Annotated in this window: 11 protein-coding genes; 10 read left to right on the top strand and 1 reads right to left on the bottom strand. The window is 61.5% G+C overall.

The features are described 5' to 3' along the window. The first annotated feature begins 27 nt into the window (after positions 1-27). From PLANPX_RS03475 to PLANPX_RS03520, 10 genes are all read left to right on the top strand, one after another. The gene (locus PLANPX_RS03475; protein ID WP_152097378.1) at positions 28-528 is read left to right on the top strand and encodes a chemotaxis protein CheW; all 501 of its coding nucleotides are present in this window, start codon (positions 28-30) and stop codon (positions 526-528) included. Between the two features lie 115 nt (positions 529-643). Beyond that, positions 644-2,425 carry a methyl-accepting chemotaxis protein gene (locus PLANPX_RS03480; protein WP_152097379.1) on the top strand — a complete coding sequence of 594 codons (1,782 nt, stop codon included), beginning with the start codon at positions 644-646 and terminating at the stop codon, positions 2,423-2,425. A gap of 110 nt (positions 2,426-2,535) precedes the next feature. Further along, positions 2,536-3,414, top strand: a complete 879-nt coding sequence (locus tag PLANPX_RS03485; protein WP_152097380.1) for a CheR family methyltransferase — start codon at positions 2,536-2,538, stop codon at positions 3,412-3,414. 39 nt (positions 3,415-3,453) lie between these two features. After that, positions 3,454-6,399, top strand: coding sequence for an Hpt domain-containing protein (locus PLANPX_RS03490; protein WP_152097381.1), 2,946 nt, complete (start codon positions 3,454-3,456; stop codon positions 6,397-6,399). A 36-nt stretch (positions 6,400-6,435) separates the two neighbouring features. Further along, positions 6,436-7,050, top strand: a complete 615-nt coding sequence (locus tag PLANPX_RS03495) for a chemotaxis protein CheC (RefSeq protein ID WP_152097382.1) — start codon at positions 6,436-6,438, stop codon at positions 7,048-7,050. 142 nt (positions 7,051-7,192) lie between these two features. Beyond that, entirely contained in the window at positions 7,193-7,681 is a 489-nt protein-coding gene (locus PLANPX_RS03500) for a chemotaxis protein CheD (RefSeq protein ID WP_152097383.1), read from the top strand. Between the two features lie 37 nt (positions 7,682-7,718). Continuing rightward, positions 7,719-8,132, top strand: coding sequence for a response regulator (locus tag PLANPX_RS03505; protein WP_152097384.1), 414 nt, complete (start codon positions 7,719-7,721; stop codon positions 8,130-8,132). Next, positions 8,129-9,109 (top strand): chemotaxis protein, encoded by a 981-nt coding sequence (locus tag PLANPX_RS03510; RefSeq protein ID WP_152097385.1) that lies wholly within the window; start codon positions 8,129-8,131, stop codon positions 9,107-9,109. The genes PLANPX_RS03505 and PLANPX_RS03510 overlap by 4 nt, the downstream gene beginning before the upstream one ends. Positions 9,110-9,155: 46 nt before the next feature. Next, positions 9,156-10,283 carry a protein-glutamate methylesterase/protein-glutamine glutaminase gene (locus PLANPX_RS03515; protein WP_152097386.1) on the top strand — a complete coding sequence of 376 codons (1,128 nt, stop codon included), beginning with the start codon at positions 9,156-9,158 and terminating at the stop codon, positions 10,281-10,283. 190 nt (positions 10,284-10,473) lie between these two features. After that, complete coding sequence (locus PLANPX_RS03520) at positions 10,474-10,950, top strand: chemotaxis protein CheX (RefSeq protein WP_152097387.1); 477 nt, start codon at positions 10,474-10,476, stop codon at positions 10,948-10,950. A gap of 13 nt (positions 10,951-10,963) precedes the next feature. Here the strand turns inward: PLANPX_RS03520 and PLANPX_RS03525 are convergent, their stop codons facing one another. Then, entirely contained in the window at positions 10,964-16,537 is a 5,574-nt protein-coding gene (locus tag PLANPX_RS03525) for an FG-GAP-like repeat-containing protein (RefSeq protein WP_172991841.1), read from the bottom strand. Positions 16,538-16,842: the final 305 nt, after the last annotated feature.

A 16,842-nucleotide genomic window follows, 5' to 3' on the forward strand; every position in this document is an offset into this window, starting at 1 on the left:
GGCAACCAACCAACACAGGGGCGAAACATGTCGAACAGCGAAGTCAAACTTGCGCCGCAAAGCCAACGGCAGGCGGATGCGGGGACGATTCAGGTCGTCAGCTTCAGATTGGCGAACGAAGAGTACGGAATCGAAATCACCAAGGTGCAGGAAATCATCCTGGTGGGAGAAATCACGCGCGTGCCGCAGACGTCTCCTTACATCAAAGGACTGATCAACTTGCGAAGCACCGTCATCCCGATCGTCGACCTGCGTCTGCGATTCGGCATGCCCGAAGAAGCGGCGACCGATGAAACGCGGATCATGGTGATGAACGTCGGCGACAAAACGACGGGTATCATCGTCGACGCAGTAAGCGAGGTGCTGCGGATTTCCCGAGAACAGATGGCGCCTCCCCCGCCGACCGTCTCGGGTCTCGGCCGCGACTATTTGACCGGCTTGGCGAAGCTTGAGAAGCGGCTATTGATCTTGCTCGACGTCGACCGCTTGCTCTCGGAAGTCACCGCCGCGACGTCGACTGCTGCCTAGCTCGCCTCGCAGGGCTGAAAAGATCGCATCCTGGGGCAGGCGTCCTTGGCTGCAATACTCCGCCCCTTCAGGGGCTTTTACAAAAAGCTCAACCAACCAAATCCAGGAAACTCACATGGTCGCTACTGCCAAAGCCCTCCGCAACGGGAAACCGGTCGCCTCGAAGTCAACGAAGGCCAACGCCTCGAACTCGATCGAAGCTCTGCGCGAACAACTTACGCTCAACCGCGCGATGGCCGAGAACTCGCCGATCAACATCCTCCTCGCCGACCGCGATCTGAAGATCATCTATGCCAACCCGGCGAGCCTGAAGACGCTTAAGACGATTGAAAAGTACTTGCCGGTGCGAGCAGAAGAAGTGGTCGGCCAATCGGTCGACGTCTTCCACAAGCAGCCGGAACACCAACGCCGGATTCTCAGCACCGACCGCAACCTGCCGCACCGTGCCGTGATCGCAATCGGCCCGGAGAAGGCCGACCTGCTCGTGTCGCCGATCTACGATGAGGCAGGCGAGTACCTCGGTCCGATGGTGACGTGGGAAGTGGTGACCGAAAAGCTCGCCATGGAAGAGCGAAGCCTCGACTACACCAACCAGATCGCGGCGATCAGCGCGGCTCAAGCGGTGATTGAATTCCAGTTGGACGGAACGATCGTCACCGCCAACGACAACTTCTTGAAGGCAGTCGGCTACAGCCTCGACGAAATCAAGGGCAAGCATCACCGGATGTTCGTCGATCCGAACTACGCGCGTACGGTCGAGTACTCGCAATTTTGGGAGAAGCTGAACCGCGGCGAGTCGGACGCTGGGCAGTATCAACGCTTCGGCAAGAACGGTAAGGAAGTTTGGATCCAAGCCCGTTACAGCGCGCTGCTGAACGCCGAAGGCAAGCCCTACAAGGTCGTGAAGTACGCCTCGGACATCACCGAGCAAATTCGCTTGCAGGAAGCCCAGAAGGAGCAAGAGCAGCGCGAACGCGAAGTCCAGGCCGAGCTCCGCCGCAAGGTCGACGAGATCCTCGTCGTCGTGAATGCCGCCTCGCAGGGCGACCTGACGAAGCCGCTGACCGTGGATGGCAACGACGCCGTCGGCGAACTCGCCAACGGATTGCGGAAGATGACAACCGACCTGCGGGGCGTGATCACCCAGGTGATCGAAGGCGCCGCTCAGTTCACCGAAGGCGCCCGCGTCGTGTCGGAAAGTGCTCAAACGCTCGCCCACGGCGCCCAAACGCAAAGCGCCTCGGTCGAGGAGATGAGTGCGACGATCGAAGAGCTGACCCGCAGCATTGAAGCAGTGAAGGAGAACGCGACCGGCGCCAGCGGCGTCGCTCAGCAAACGAGCGCTCTCGCCGGCGACGGCGGCGCCGCGGTTCGCAAGAGCGTCGAAGCGATGGAGCGGATCAAGACCTCCTCGACGCAGATCTCTGAGATCATCCAGGTGATCTCGGAAATCGCCAGTCAAACGAACTTGCTCGCTCTCAACGCTGCGATCGAAGCGGCCCGTGCCGGCGAACATGGCCTTGGGTTCGCGGTCGTCGCCGACGAAGTCCGCAAGCTGGCCGAGCGTTCGAGCGAAGCCGCCAAGGAGATTTCGGCCTTGATCAAGGAATCGACCCAACGGGTGAGCGAAGGCGCCACGCTGAGTGCTCAGACCGGCGAGGCCTTGGCCAAGATCATCGATAGCGCCGAGTCGACCGCCAAGAAGATCACCGAGATTGCGACGGCCGCCGTTGAGCAAGCTCAGAGCGCCGTCGAAGTCTCGAAGGCGATTCAGATGATCTCGCAGGTGACTGAGCAATCGGCCGCCGGGAGCGAAGAGATGGCTTCGAGCAGCGAAGAACTCGGCGCCCAAGCCGCTTCGCTTCGCGAGCTTGTCTCGGGCTTCAAGGTGAACTAGTAGCGAGTTCCGAGTAACGAGTTGCGAGAACATCTGAGCAGCGGGCAAAGGTTGGACCTTTGCTCGCTACTCACGACTCGCCGCTCGAAACCTTCCTCTGGAATTTAATAATGCTTTCGACCCCCGCCAACCCAGCTCCGCCGACGTTGTCGACGGTCGTCGACGTAACGCCCAAGCAGCTGGAAAACTACGCGAAGCTGATCTACGAAAAGATCGGCGTCACGATCTCGCCTCAAAAGACGACGCTGCTGTCGAACCGGTTGCGGCGTCGGCTGCGGGCGCGGGGGCTCGCTTCGTACGACGACTACTTCAAGCTGTTGAAGAGTGCGCCAACGAGCGATCCCGAGTGGGAAGCGTTTCTGCAGGAAGTGACGACTCACGAAACGTATCTGTTTCGCGACGAGAACCATTGGAACTGGCTGCGTGACAAATTTGTGCCCGAAATGATCGCTGAGCAAAAGGCGGGCAAGCGCCGCCCTGCCCTGCGAGTTTGGTCGGCAGCGTGCAGCACCGGCGACGAAGCGACGACCATCGCCTGCTGCCTGATGGATCGCCTTCCCGCGGCGCCGGCGTGGCAGGTCGAGATTCTCGGCACCGACGTCGGCGCCGGGGCTGTTGCTCAGGCTCGACTCGGCGCGTTCAGCGAGCGTGCGATGCGGCTCGTTCCCAAAGCCTACCGGCAGCGTTTTTTCGAGGCGGGCACAGGCGGAGCGTGTGCCACGATGAAGGCTGCTTACCGAAAGATGCTGCGATTTGAGACGCACAATCTGCTTGAGCCGCTCAAAGAAATGCCGTTCGACCTCGTGGTGCTCAAGAACGTGCTGATTTACTTCGACGCCGAATCGAAGAAGCGCGTGCTGTCGCAGATCAAGCGAGTGCTGCGGCCAGGCGGGTACCTGATCACCGGCGCCGCCGAGGGAGTGTCGGAGTTGGTCGGCGAATTTGAATCGACTTGCGGCTGGTTGCACCGGTGGCCGGGATCGAAGTAACGCGAACAAGACGAGCGAACCGCAATCACGGCGAGCGATATGAGCAACAACGATCAAATGATGGACGAGATCCTCGGTGACTTCCTCGACGAGTCGACCGAGCTGTTGCAGACGCTCAACGCGCGGCTGTTGCAGCTGGATGAGTTCACGCAAATCCCCGATGCGTCGCGGCCCGCCTACCCCTGCCCCGACCTGCTCAACGAGATGTTCCGCGCGGCCCACAGCCTCAAAGGGCTGTCGGGCATGCTGCGGCTCGACAACGTGAACGGCCTCACCCACCGCATGGAGAATCTGCTCGATGCGGCCCGTAATTCCGAACTGACGGTAACGGCCGAGACAGTCGACGTCTTCTTTAAAGCGGTCGATCGGCTCGAAGGGATGATCGAAGCGCTCCGCGCCGAGGAAGAGGACGGCGGCGATTCGCAGGAAGTGATTGAATCGATCGAACGTCTGCTGGCCCGCGAAGGCGTGCTCAAGGAACTCGCATCCGCCGCGGAAATCGAGCGTCGCTTCGCCCAAGGCATGGCCGAGGCGGCTGAGGCGACCAGCGTCGTCGTCACCGAAGGCGAGATTGAAATCGACGGAGGCGTCGCTCGCGTGAGCGTGACGCAAGTCGCGACGCTGCCGGTCATTGACAACAGCGATGATCCGCTTGCCGACGTTCGTGACGACGAAGATATTCCGCCGAAGTACCTGGCGATCTTCCTCGATGAGAGCGAACTGACGCTTGACGATTTGTCGGAGGTTCTCGTCGGCGGGCCAGACGTTGCCGCGAACGAGATGCTGCTGGTCAATTGCCATCGCATCAAAGGCTCGGCGTCTTCGATCGGACTCCATCGCGTGGCGCGGCTTGCCCACCGCATGGAGGACATCGTTCAAGACTGCCGCCGTCAGCAACGCCCCGTGCCAGGCGAATCGGTCGATGCGATGCTCCGCTGCGCGGATGCGATTCGCGCGTTCACCGGCGGCCTGCGGACGGGCGTTGCGACTGATTGGTTGAGCAGCGCCTATCAACTCCTCATGTCAAGCGGCGGAGCAGGCTACGCCGACGGCGCCGCGTGCGAGATCACGCTCGCCCCGTGCAACGAATGCGGCGACGCCCATTTGCCGCTGGCACGCGCGGCCTTCCCACGCAACGGTCAGGGCTTCGTGGGCCATGTGAAATTCGAAAGCGATTTGCCGCTGAGCGAACTGAAGGCCATTCTGCTCGTCGATCGACTCCGCAGCCTTGGCTCATTCTGCTACTGCCATCCCGACGAAGCCGACATGGTGCGGATGAACGGCGTGGCTTGCCTAACGTTCGGCCTGTCGACGACCGAGTCACTCGAAGAGATGCGCCGCACGCTGACCGTCGACGGCGTCACCGAAGTGAAGCTGGCCGCCGTCATCGACTTGGCGAAGGCTTGCGAAACGACCGCCTTCGCCGTCGAAACCGACCGCTCCAGCGATGACGCCGTCGTAACGTCGCGAGATCTCACCCCGTCGCGTGGCCCCGCGGCCGAAGGCGGTAGCGACGCCGGCGACGGCGAGTCTCGCTCCAGCGGCAAGTCGAAGCCAGTTGAAACGCTCCGCGTCGATATCGACCGCCTCGATCAACTGATGAACCTGGCGGGCCAGTTGGTGATTAATCGCGCTCGCTTCGGGCAGATTGGCGCCAAGCTCAAAGGCTTCTCGACGATCAAGTCGACGCTGAACACAGTCGCCTCGGCTCATCGCTCGGCATTGCGGTTGACTAGCGGCTTTGACGAGTACTACGGCTCGCAGACCTCGCCCGAGATCGACGAACTGCGAATGATCGCCAGCCAGATGCGCGACGATCTTGAGTCGCTGCAGCATGACTTGGGCCAGTTAACGCAAATGCGGACGGCTCTTAACGATCTGTCGGAAGCGGTTCACCAACTCGATCGCGTCTCCGACGGCATCCAGAACACGGTGATGGACACCCGCATGGTGCCGATCGGGCCGCTGTTTATGCGGTTCAAGCGGGTCGTCCGCGACCTTACCCGCACGAGCAACAAGCAGATCGAGCTCGTGATTATGGGCGAGTCGACGGAGCTCGACAAGCGGATGATCGACGAACTCGGCGATCCGCTAATTCACTTGATTCGCAACTCGGCCGACCACGGCATCGAGAGCCTCGAGGCGCGGATCGCCGCTGGCAAGAACCCGCAAGGGACGATCACCCTCAACGCCTTCCACCGCGGCAATCGCATCGTCATTCAGATCACCGACGACGGCAAAGGCCTCGACGCCGAACGCATCCTCGCGAAGGGTATTGCCAAAGGATTGGTAAAGGAAAGCGACGCCGAGCGGATGACGCCGCAGCAGATTTACCAATTGATTTGGAACCCTGGTTTCAGCACCGCGGAGAAGGTGACGGAAGTTTCGGGCCGCGGCATGGGGATGGACATCGTCCTCTCGAAAGTCGAAGGGCTCAACGGCGCCATCGAGCTACGCAGCGAGCCTGGCAAGGGCACGACGTTCGAAATCAAACTGCCGCTGACGATGGCGATCTTGCCGAGCTTGTTGACCGTCATCGACGGCGACGTCTTCGCGATCCCGGTCGAATCGGTCGTCGAGATCGTCCGCGTTGGCGCCAGCGAGGTCGGCACCGTCCACGGTCAACGGACTGCGCGGGTCCGCGATCGCGTGATTTCCGTCATCGAACTAAATGAAGTCTTCGTCTGGAACCAGCCGGCGCCGAGCGAACTGGGCGCTGCCGAGCAGTCGACCAGCGACGATCAAACATTGGTGATCGTCGGCGTCGAAGGGAGCGAGCTAGGGTTGCGCGTCGACGCGCTTCTCGGCGAGCAAGACGTCGTCATCAAATCACTGGAAGAGAACTTCGAGAACGTCGGCGGCGTGGCGGGGGCGAGCATCCTGGGCGATGGTCGCGTCTCGCTCATCCTCGACGTCGGCTCGCTCCTGGCCATGTCTCAGCAGGGGCAGCGGGCACTCGAAGCGGAAGAAGCACTCAGCGTCTAACTGAGATTTACCCAAAGAAACGGCAGGAAGAGAATCGTGACCGCGAACGTCATCAACAACGCGCATGCGAAACGGGCCTGGGAGCAGGTCTTCGCACCGGCGATCGAAAAAGCCTCGTCCGCGATGAGCGCCTGGACTCACGGCGAAGTAACGCTCGCGCTCGACGAGGTCCGCGAAGCCGCGGTCGAAGAGGTTGCAGTGACGCTCGACCTGACCGATGAGCTATCGACCCTGGTCATGCTGGCCGTCGGCGGCGATCTAGGAGGGCAACTGATCCTCACGTTCGATCGCGTCAACGCCTGCCGCTTGATCGAGTCGCTGCTTGGTCGCGACATCGACGCGACGTCGGCTTGGAGCGAACTTGAGATTTCCGCCTTGCAAGAAACGGGAAACATCCTCGGTTCGGCTTACCTCAACGCGATGACCGCGCTGACTGGCCGCCGCTTCTGGCCGTCGCCGCCGCTAGTGACGGAAGATTACGCGATGAGCGTCGTCCAGCAGGCGGTAATGTCGCAAGCGATGACCGAAGATCGCGTCCTCTTGTGTCGCACAAGATTTTCGCGACTGGGGCAGCGAGTGGAGTGGAACTTAATTTTCGTTCCGTCGCCAGAATTATTGGAGCTACTTCGAGAGACTGCAGAAGGGCTTTGAAGAATGTCAGTGGTCCGTCGTCAGTTGTCAGTTGTCAGTTGCGAAACAATTATCCAACTACCGTCTTCCCAGTAACTGACCACGGACCACTGACAACTGACGTCAAGAAAAGAAACGCAACAGAGCAGAGACCCAATCAAAAATGTCCGCCACGCTCACAATTCGACGCCCCGAAACCATGGTCGGCATGGGCCAGATCGCCGTGTTGATCGGCGAGGAACGGGCCAGCGCCGTTCTCGGGTCGTGCGTCGGCGTGGCGCTATACGACGAGAAACGCAAACTCGGCACGCTTGCTCACATCGTGTTGCCGACCTCGGCCGGCCGACCGGGACTGCCGGGGAAGTTCGTCGACACGGCGATCGTTTGGATGCTCAACGAACTCAAATCGCGCGGCGCCGACCCGCGGCGGTTGACGTGCAAACTGACTGGCGGGGCGACGATGTTCGCCTCCAACGGCCCGTTCCAGATCGGCCAACAGAACATCGACGCGACGCGGCAAACGCTGCAAGCGGCGAACGTCAGAATCGTGGCGGAACACCTAGGCGGCTCCAAAGGTCGCCGCATCACCTTTGACTGCGAATCGTTCGCCGTCGTCGTCGAAACGGCGGGCGAAGCGAGTGCAACGCTGTAGCGCCGTTGCGCTGCGAGTTAGATCGAGGAATGAAATCATGAGCCATACGTTGCTGGTGACCGACGATTCAATGATCGTCCGCGAGATGATCAAGGATCTGGCGATCGAAGCCGGCTGGACTGTCGTCGGCGAGGCCGTGAACGGCCAGCAGGCGATCGAGAAGTATCACGAGCTGCGCCCCGATGCGATGACGCTCGACTTGGTGATGCCGGAGTACGACGGCCTGCACGCCCTCCGCGGCGTTCGGGCTCTCGATCCGCGGGCGAAGATTCTGGTCGTCAGCGCGATCGACCAGACCGACGTGCTCCAAGAGGCGCTCAAGCTCGGCGCCGCCGATTTCATCGTGAAGCCATTCGCCAAGGATCGCGCACAACGCGCCCTGGCGACGTTGTTCGGCGAGAAGCCGATCTTGATTCATGAAACGGCGGTCTCCGCCGGAGGTGCGAAATGAATTGGTCCCACTCCCTCCCCTCTGAAAACGCCATTCTGCTGCAGAGCGGGACGAACGAAGTCGAAGTGCTCGTCTTTCGCGTCGGCGGATTCACGCTCGGCATCAACGTGGCCAAGGTCCGCGAGGTGCTGACCTCGCCGCGCACCACCGCCCTCCCCGACTCGCATCCTTCGATCTGCGGCTGCTTCCGGCTGCGCGACTCGGTAATTCCCTGCCTGTCGCTGCACCAGCACCTGAACGAGCCGCCGTCGTGCGCTCCGGAAGAAGCCGTCGTCATTCTCACCGAATTCAACCAGCATCAAATCGGCTTCCTTGTCGACGTCGTCGAACGGATCCACCGTATCAGCTGGACGCAGGTGTTGGCGTCGCCGGCGATCATCGCTCAATCGAAGGCGCCGGTGACGGCCGTCAGTCAGATTGACGGGCGACTCGTGCTGATGCTCGATTTCGAAATGATTGCCGAGCAGGTCGCTCTGGGAGAGTCGGTCGGCAGCGTGATCGCCAACGATCTTGGCGTGGAGCGCGAGAGTAAGAAGGTCGTTGTCGCCGACGATTCCACCACAGCCCGAAATGCGGTGGAGAACACGCTGCGGCAAAGCGGTTACCAAGACATCCATTTGTTCGTCAACGGAGCCGAGGCCTGGAATTGGCTCGCGGCGTCGGCCGACTCCCGCGGCGATCAACCGCCGGTCGATCTGGTGATCAGCGACGTCGAGATGCCGCAAATCGACGGCTTTCACCTAACAAAACGCATCAAGGACCATCCGCAACTGCGCGACGTGCCGGTACTGCTCTATTCCTCGATTCTCACGCCCGACAACGCGAAGAAGGGTAAGGCCGTTGCGGCTGACGCGCAGATTGCGAAGCCGGAACTCCATCGCGTCGTTGAGATGGCGGACAAGTTGATTTTCGCGGCACAAGAAAAGCGGACTGCTCCGCAGGCCGCCGCGAAGAAGCCCGAGCTTGCGACAGTCTGACCGTAGTTCTCTATGAGCGGCTGAACCGCGGTCCGAGAAGGTGAACATGGCACGAAAACCGATTCGAGTGCTGGTGATCGACGACTCGCGACTTGTACGCGAGTTGATCGTCGACTTGCTCTCGTTGCACGCCGACCTGACGATCGCCGGTACGGCGAGCGACGGCGACGAAGGTTTGCGTGCTCTCGAAGAGCTTCAGCCAGACGTGCTCACGCTCGATCTGCAAATGCCGCGGCGGGACGGGCTTGCGACGCTCGACGCGATTCTCGAACGCCGGCCGACGCCGGTCATTGTCGTCAGCTCGCTGACGCAACGTTCGGCCGAGTCGGCAGTCGAAGCGCTCGAACGAGGCGCGATGGACTATCTCGCGAAGCCCGAAGGCCTTGCCGCGATGCGGCAAGCGTTCGGAGAAGAACTGCCGACCAAGATTCGCAACATGGCGGGCATCGACGTCGGGCACGTCCTGCATGTGAGGAAGGCCCGCCAGCAGCGCCGGGCCGCGATGGCCGCCGCTCCTGCCAGAAAGCAAGACGAAGGCGCCATTGCTCGCAACGCCGCCGGCTGCATCGCGATCGGCGTCTCGACCGGCGGGCCGCCGGCGCTGACGCGGTTGTTTCAAAGTCTCGAACCTCCGTTGCCGCCGATCGTCGTCGTGCAACACATGCCCGAAACGTTCACCAGTACCTTCGCCAAGCGGCTCGACGGTCTGTCGAAGCTGAGCGTCAAAGAAGCCGCCGACGGCGACGTGCTGCAACCAAACTGCGTCTATGTCGCCCCCGGCGGTCGGCAACTTGCCGTGCGACGCCGCGGCGAGAACGGCGTCATCGAAGTCCGCGACGGCGAGTACGTCAGCGGCCACAAGCCGTCGGTTGACGTCATGATGCGCAGCGTTTCGATGATCTACGGCAATCGCGCGATTGGCGTCATCATGACCGGCATGGGGCGCGACGGCGCCGAGGGCTGCCGGGCGATTCGCGACGGCGGCGGGTTTGTACTCGGGCAGGACGAAGAATCTTCCGATGTTTACGGCATGAACAAAGCGGCTTGGGCCGAGGGGGGCGTCGATCTGCAGGCGCCGCTTGATCGCTTGGCCGAGGCGATCGTCGTCCGCGTTGGTCAGCTGCCGGGGCATCGGCGGGCCGCGACCGCACAGTTGACGCCGCTCGGTGCATAGCGAATCGGCTGACGGCCGGTCGTGCCGATCGTAGCGATTGGGAAATAGCACGCTAAAAATGTGACTTGCCGCCGCAGAGCGACCTATTGTTACGCGTCGCATCACGGCGCCGCGGGGCGCCGGATTTGTAGGCTTTCATTTACCGAGAAATGTCGCAGCCCGGCGTCGAACGCCGGCTGTGGAGACTCACATGAGCTACCAGCCAATTAAAGTCGAGTTCGTCAACCCATTTCTCGATGCGACGAGCGCGGTGTTCAAGACGATGCTCAACACCGAGCTGAAGCGAGGCCAACTCTATCTACGGCAGGGCGTGCCGCAATCACACGAGATTAGCGGCATCATCGGCCTCTCCGGCAAGGCAAAAGGAACTGTGCTGATCGGCATGAGCTCCGACTTTGCGATCGCGGCGACCAACCGACTCTTAGGCGAACAGGCCGACGGTCTCACGCCCGAAGTGATCGACGCGGTCGGCGAACTCGCGAACATGATCGCCGGCGGAGCGAAGACGCGACTCGAAGAACTGAACATGAGCATTAGCTTGCCGAGCGTGATCGCCGGCAAGAATCACTCGGTATCATTCCCGTCAGGCGCCGTGCCGATTGGAATTCCCTTCGAATCCGAACTTGGCTCGTTTGCGGTTGAGGTCAGTCTGGTTGAAGTGACTTAAGCCGAAGCTTGCTTCATTCAGCTACGCTGAATTCCACGACAAACTCGCGGGCGAGTTCGTCAAGCCCGGCTTCGTCCTCGGCCGAATGTTCGGCAGACTCCGTTGCGCTAAATCGCGCTGCCCAGCCTTGCGCGGTTGGCGTTGACGCCAACGGCCGCTGTGCCGCCCAACTCTGCAGACCGGCGAATGCAGCATCGACTGCATCGTGCTTCCGGCCGGTAGAACGCTTTGGCAAAACCGTGCTGAGACTTGCCGACGACGCGGACGCAAATGCCCCGCGATCACTCGCCAGCGCGCCATACCAGGGCTGCGCGGGATCAGCGAGCTTAGCGCTAGCCGCTGCATCGCTGGCTGCACGTTGCTCTTCTTCAGCGACGAGCGCAGCCACGGCGAACGGCGCAGCAGTCGCGCTTAATGCGGCAGCCGCTTCCGCCGGAGGGACGGCCGGCGTCACGCGTCCGAAGTTCGACCTCCATACCGCCAGATCATCGCCATCGACGTCGCCGTCGCGATTTCCGTCGGCGTCACTGCCGACTGGCTCAACCGACTGCCCGAACCCACGCTGCCATGCGAGGAAGTCAGCGCCGTCGACAATCCCGTCGCTGTTGTAATCGCCCGAGAGTTCTTCGGTAATAATCGTCGTAACGGCCAGAGCTGTTCCAATCGAGTAGCCAGCCAGCGGTTGAATCGTCAGCGCCACCGCTTCGTTCATTTCTTTCACCGCATCGTCGATAGGCGTGACGATCACCTCGACGACGTCGACGCCGTCAGCGAACGTGATCGTCCCGCTTGTCGCGTCGAAACTTGCGGCGCCCGTCACGGCGTAGTCGACGCCGAACCTCGCCGCGCCGCCGACGGCGAACGGAACCGTGATTTCCCCAGTTAGGTTGCCGGTGCGCGTAAAGGTGAAGACGATGCTCTCGCCGTTCGCCTCGCGCACTTCAGCAGGAGCGGCAGTCACGGAGACCTGGCGATCGGTTAGCTCGTGCCAGGCAAGGCCGTAGTTCATTATGCCGTCGCGCGACGAGATGTTCGTCACGAGGTCGAGCTTGCCGTCGCCGTTCATGTCGGCGAGCGAGGCTAGTCCTCCTTCGTTCATGACGAGGTGCTTCACGAAGGCCTCCGAGCCGTCGTTTTCAAACCAAGCCGTTTCAGTAGAGCTGGACGTCAACACGTCGAGGTCGCCATCGCCGTCGACGTCGGCTGCGATGAGGGCGTAGGGTTGACTCTGAGAGCCGGCGTCAATGACTCGGCGCGTGTAGCCCATGCGCCCGTCGTTCTCCATCCAGACGAGGCCCTCCGTGGCGTTGGAGACGTTCAAGATGAGGTCGAGATCGCCGTCTTGGTCGAGATCGGCGGCGGCGACGTATCGAATGACCTCGTTGAAGCCGGGCAGGACGTTCGGTTGAGTGAAGCCGTTGATCACAAATTGGGCGGAACCAAGGTTGAAGTCGCTCGAAAAACGATTGCTTATAAGGACATCGAGAAACCCGTTGCGATCGACGTCGGCGAAGGCGGTTGCGTACGTCGAGTTGCCATATGAATAGAATGGTAGTGAGCCGCTCGACGTGGTGGCAAGATTAGGAGACCATTGCCCTGCCCCCAGTAAGTCGACGTCGCCGTCTCCCTCGACGTCAGCGAGCACGAAGTCGCGCAGATTGGGGTCGGCAGAGTAGCCTCGAACAACGCGTGGGGTGAAGACTTGCGAGCCGTCATTGGCAAACCAATTCACTGAATAGCCGCTGACGTCTCGAGCGACCAAGTCGACGTCTCCGTCCAGATCGACGTCGGCGGCTTTGAGCGTGACGAGTGAAGTGATCACGCCTGTCGTACCTTGCAGCGTGCGAGCAGTAAACTGCCCGGCGCCGTTGTTGTCGTACCACACCAAGCCATTGGCGGCGTACGAATGCACCACGACGTCGTTGTCGCCGTCGCCGTCGAGATCGACGATGACGCTGGCGTTCCGATAGCCAAGGTACGACTCGTCGATCGCATGCAGCTCGAAGAAGGGGCCGGTCGCCGCCGTCGGCGGGCTGATCACGACGGCGTGGTCTTCGACTTCGCCATCGATTGCCGCGCCGATGTAGCCGAGTCCCCCGATCGTGCTGACACGGAAGCGAGCGTAACTGGCGCCTGCCATCGCCCAGGCGGGGACGTCGAACGCGATGACATTATCGCCCTCGGCGAGGGCGAGGCTAGCAGCAATTCGCTCTTCGGCCCGGCTCCAGTTGCCGTCGCCGTCAAAGTCAATCCACGCGTCGAGCTTCGCGCCCGCCGGCGCGTTTTGGAGGTTGACCGTCAGCGTGGCGCCAAATTGCCCGACGCGGAACGGGGTGATCGTCACGCCGTCATCGTCTGGGCCGTCTCCGGCGCCAGTGGGCGAATTATCCGCCGCCTGTTCTACATCACGGTCATTTCCCAGTCGTGGCCCAGTCGCAAGGTGAGTTGGACCATTCGCGCTTGCTGTCACAGGATACGGAAATGGAGCGTCGCCATAGTCAGCCGTCGCGGCGGCGATTTGCCTGACCCAGCCCACGGCAGAAGTGAGTTGCGACGCAAACGCCACGTCGAGATCAGAATCGCCGTCGAAGTCGCCGAGCGCGATACCCGTCGGGAAATTGCCTACTCTCGTCAAGTCGGCAGTAACTAGCCGAGCGATAAACAGACCGTTGCCGACATTCTCATGCCAATAGACGCGCTCGTAGGCGAGGTAAGACGTGACGAAATCAAAGTCCCCGTCCCCATCCACGTCGGCAACGACGGTTTGCCGGGATTGCCCCAGCCCTTCGGCCGCAAGGCGATAGTCGACTTCGCCATTGCCGCGGTTCTCGTACCAGCCAACGCTGCGGTCGTAGCCCGCGTAATCTGCGAACGTCATGGCGAGATCGACGTCGCCGTCGCCGTCGAAATCGATCGGCGCCAGCATGCGAGTTCGATCGCTGTTGCTAAACGCGCTGCTGACAATCACTGTTCCCGAGAACGTCCCGTTGCCGGCGTTGCGGTACAGCATGAGTTGCGTCGTGTAATGATCAGGCGCCAAGTAAACGTCTAGGAGTCCGTCGCTGTCAGCGTCGGCCACGGCGACCGCCGTGACGCGGCTAAAGTTAACTCCCGTTCCGAAGGCGAAGAGTTGCCGCGCGGCAAACGTTCGGCCTCCAACGTTCTCAATAATCTGCACGCCTTGATTCGAAGACCCGGCGAGGACGATGTCGACGTCTCCGTCGCGATCGAAGTCGACGACAATCGGCTGTAATGCGCCCGATACGGCCGTGGAAAGTTGCGTGGAGCGGAACGTTTGGTTACCAAGATTTTCGTACCAGGCCAAAATGTTCGGCGTCTTTATAAGAAAATCGAGGTCTCCGTCGCCATCGAGGTCCGCAACTTGAAGGCTTTCGGCTAGGCCATAGCTGGTGAGAGTGATACTCTGACGCACGAATTCGCCATTGCCGGTGTTTCGATACCAGTTGGTTGGACTAGTGCCCGACAAGATGTCTAGCTTTCCGTCGCGATCCAGATCAACGGCAACGACAATCGTCCCGCTAGTTCCGGCCGTCAGCGACGTGCGAGAACCAAAGAGTCCGCCGTCGCTGCCAGGCGGGCTGATCGTCACCGCATAGTCTTCGACCTCGCCGTCAACTGCTGCGCCGAGCGGGCCGAGAGTGCCGCCAGCGCGAGTGAGACGAAAGCGAGCGTAGGTCGACCCCGAGGCAGCGTCGGCGGGAATCGCGAACATCATCGCGTTATCCCCCTCCGTCACCACGCGACTCGTCGCGATCCGCTCGTTCGTCCCGTTGAACGTGCCGTCTCCGTCGAAGTCGATCCAGGCGTCGAGCTGCGCACCGGCCGGGGCATTCTGCACCTTGACGATGATCGACGCGGCGCTGTCGCCGACTTGCAACTCGCCCAACGTCACCCCGTCTTCGTCGGCTCCGTCTTCGGCCGACGGCGAACCGCCGTCGATTTCGGCGTCGCGTCCAGCGCCAAGCATCGGGCCGACGGGATAGTGTCGAGCGCCGTTTTGGGCGAGCGTCGTTCCATAGCTGGCGGGGGCGTCGCCGAAATCAAGGGTTGCCTGCCGCCGCAGCAGCGCCAAGTAACCAGTTCCGTTCGCCGTTCCGCTTGAGCCGCCGACGGCAATCTCTAGGATGCCGTCGCCGTCGAAGTCGCCGGCAGCGATTGTTTGAATCCCCACGAGCGAAGAAGTCGGTAACGTGCTTTCCGCGAACGCCTGTTGCCCGTCGTTCGTGAGCAGTTTGGCTCCCGCCGCTCCCGCCGCAACAAGCAGGTCAAAATCACCGTCGCCGTCAACGTCGGCGTGGTTGAGTTCAACGACGCCGGAGATCGTCGCCAGCAGGTGACGCGTGAAGCTTTGGGCGCCGTTGTTTTCAAACCACTCGATTTCACCGTCGCCCGCGGCGTAAGTGAGGACGTCCAGGTCGCCGTCGTGGTCGAAATCAACGAGCGACGCACTGGAAACCCCCGAGACGTCGGTCGAAATGACCCGCCGTGCGTATCCCGCTTGAGCGCTGAGGTACTCATACCACGCGATCGTGTTATCGCCCGCCGTGCCGCCGATGAAATCAATGTCGCCGTCGCCGTCAACGTCAGCCGCGTCAACAGCGGTGGCCGGCGTCGTCCCTGTTGCAGCGTTCGTCGGCGAAACGGTGCTGGAATCGCGGAGAATACGGAATGTCTGCGGATTGGCGCCAGCGACCAACACGTCGAGTCGCCCGTCTTTCGCCATGTCCGCGGGGACCGCGGCGCGACCGTCGATCAGCGAGGTTTGTGCGTACACGCCGCTGGTCGTCTTCCAGACCCAAGTGGCCGTCGACCCTGACCTGACAACCAAAATATCCATCTGGCCGTCTGAGTTGCAGTCGGCCGCTAAGACTCTTGAGTTGAGTCCATTGGCGTTGGTGGTTAGCTGAGTAAACTTCCCGCCATCATTCCTGTGCCAAGTGATCTGACGTAAATCGACGTCGTTGACGACTAGATCGAGGTCGCCGTCGCGATCCATATCGACCGGATACAACGACGAAGCCCCTTTGTTGCCGTTGACGATCAGTTGCTCTAAAAAATTTCCAGAGCCGGCGTTTGGCGCCTGAATCTGAACGGCATAGTCTTCGACTTCGCCCAAGCCGCCGTTGCCGCGCGGACCGGTGGAGCCGGTGGATGAAAGCCGGAATCGCGCGTAGGTCGCCCCTTGAGCGGCGTCTGCCGGGATATTGAATTGCAGGAGGTTCTGCCCAGCTGATACGGCGACGCCCGTAGCGATGCGTTCGAGAGCGCCGCTGAATGTGCTGTCGCCGTCGAAGTCGATCCAGGCATCGAGTTTTAGGACCGGCGGATTACTCGACGAGGGTTGTGTGACGAACACTCGCGCGACTGCTTCGACGCCCGCCCGCAGCGGGCTGAACGTCACGCCGTCTTCATCGGCGCCGTCGCCGTCAGCGAAGGCGGTCGGAGCGCCATCAGCTTCCGTGTCCCTCGTCGCTCCCAGGAACCACGTCGCCGATTCATGATACGCTCCGCCTGCCGCGATCGACGTGCCGTAAGTATCGGGCGCGTCGCCATAGTCTGCGGCCAAGAGCAGCCGACATTCCAACTGCTCAATGCCAAGTCGCGTTGCACAAGTGCGTCCGAGCGTTCGATTGGCGGAAGCGTGAGCCGTGGAGCGATGGCGATGCGATGAGCGTGAGCGGCGCGACATTGATGCTGGCGTCAAAGAAGGAAAGGCGTGGGGAGGCGACGGCTGCGCTGCCGATCGCGAATTCCCATTGTAGCCGATCCTGCCAAGCTTCAAAATCGAATTGAATGCCCGAAATAGAGGGAAATTTGACGCGGTTTCCGCCGGCTCGTCTCCGCGACCTCCCGTTGCTTAGCCCAACTAGA

The sequence above is a fragment of the Lacipirellula parvula genome (assembly GCF_009177095.1).
Taxonomy (GTDB): Bacteria; Planctomycetota; Planctomycetia; order Pirellulales; family Lacipirellulaceae; genus Lacipirellula; species Lacipirellula parvula.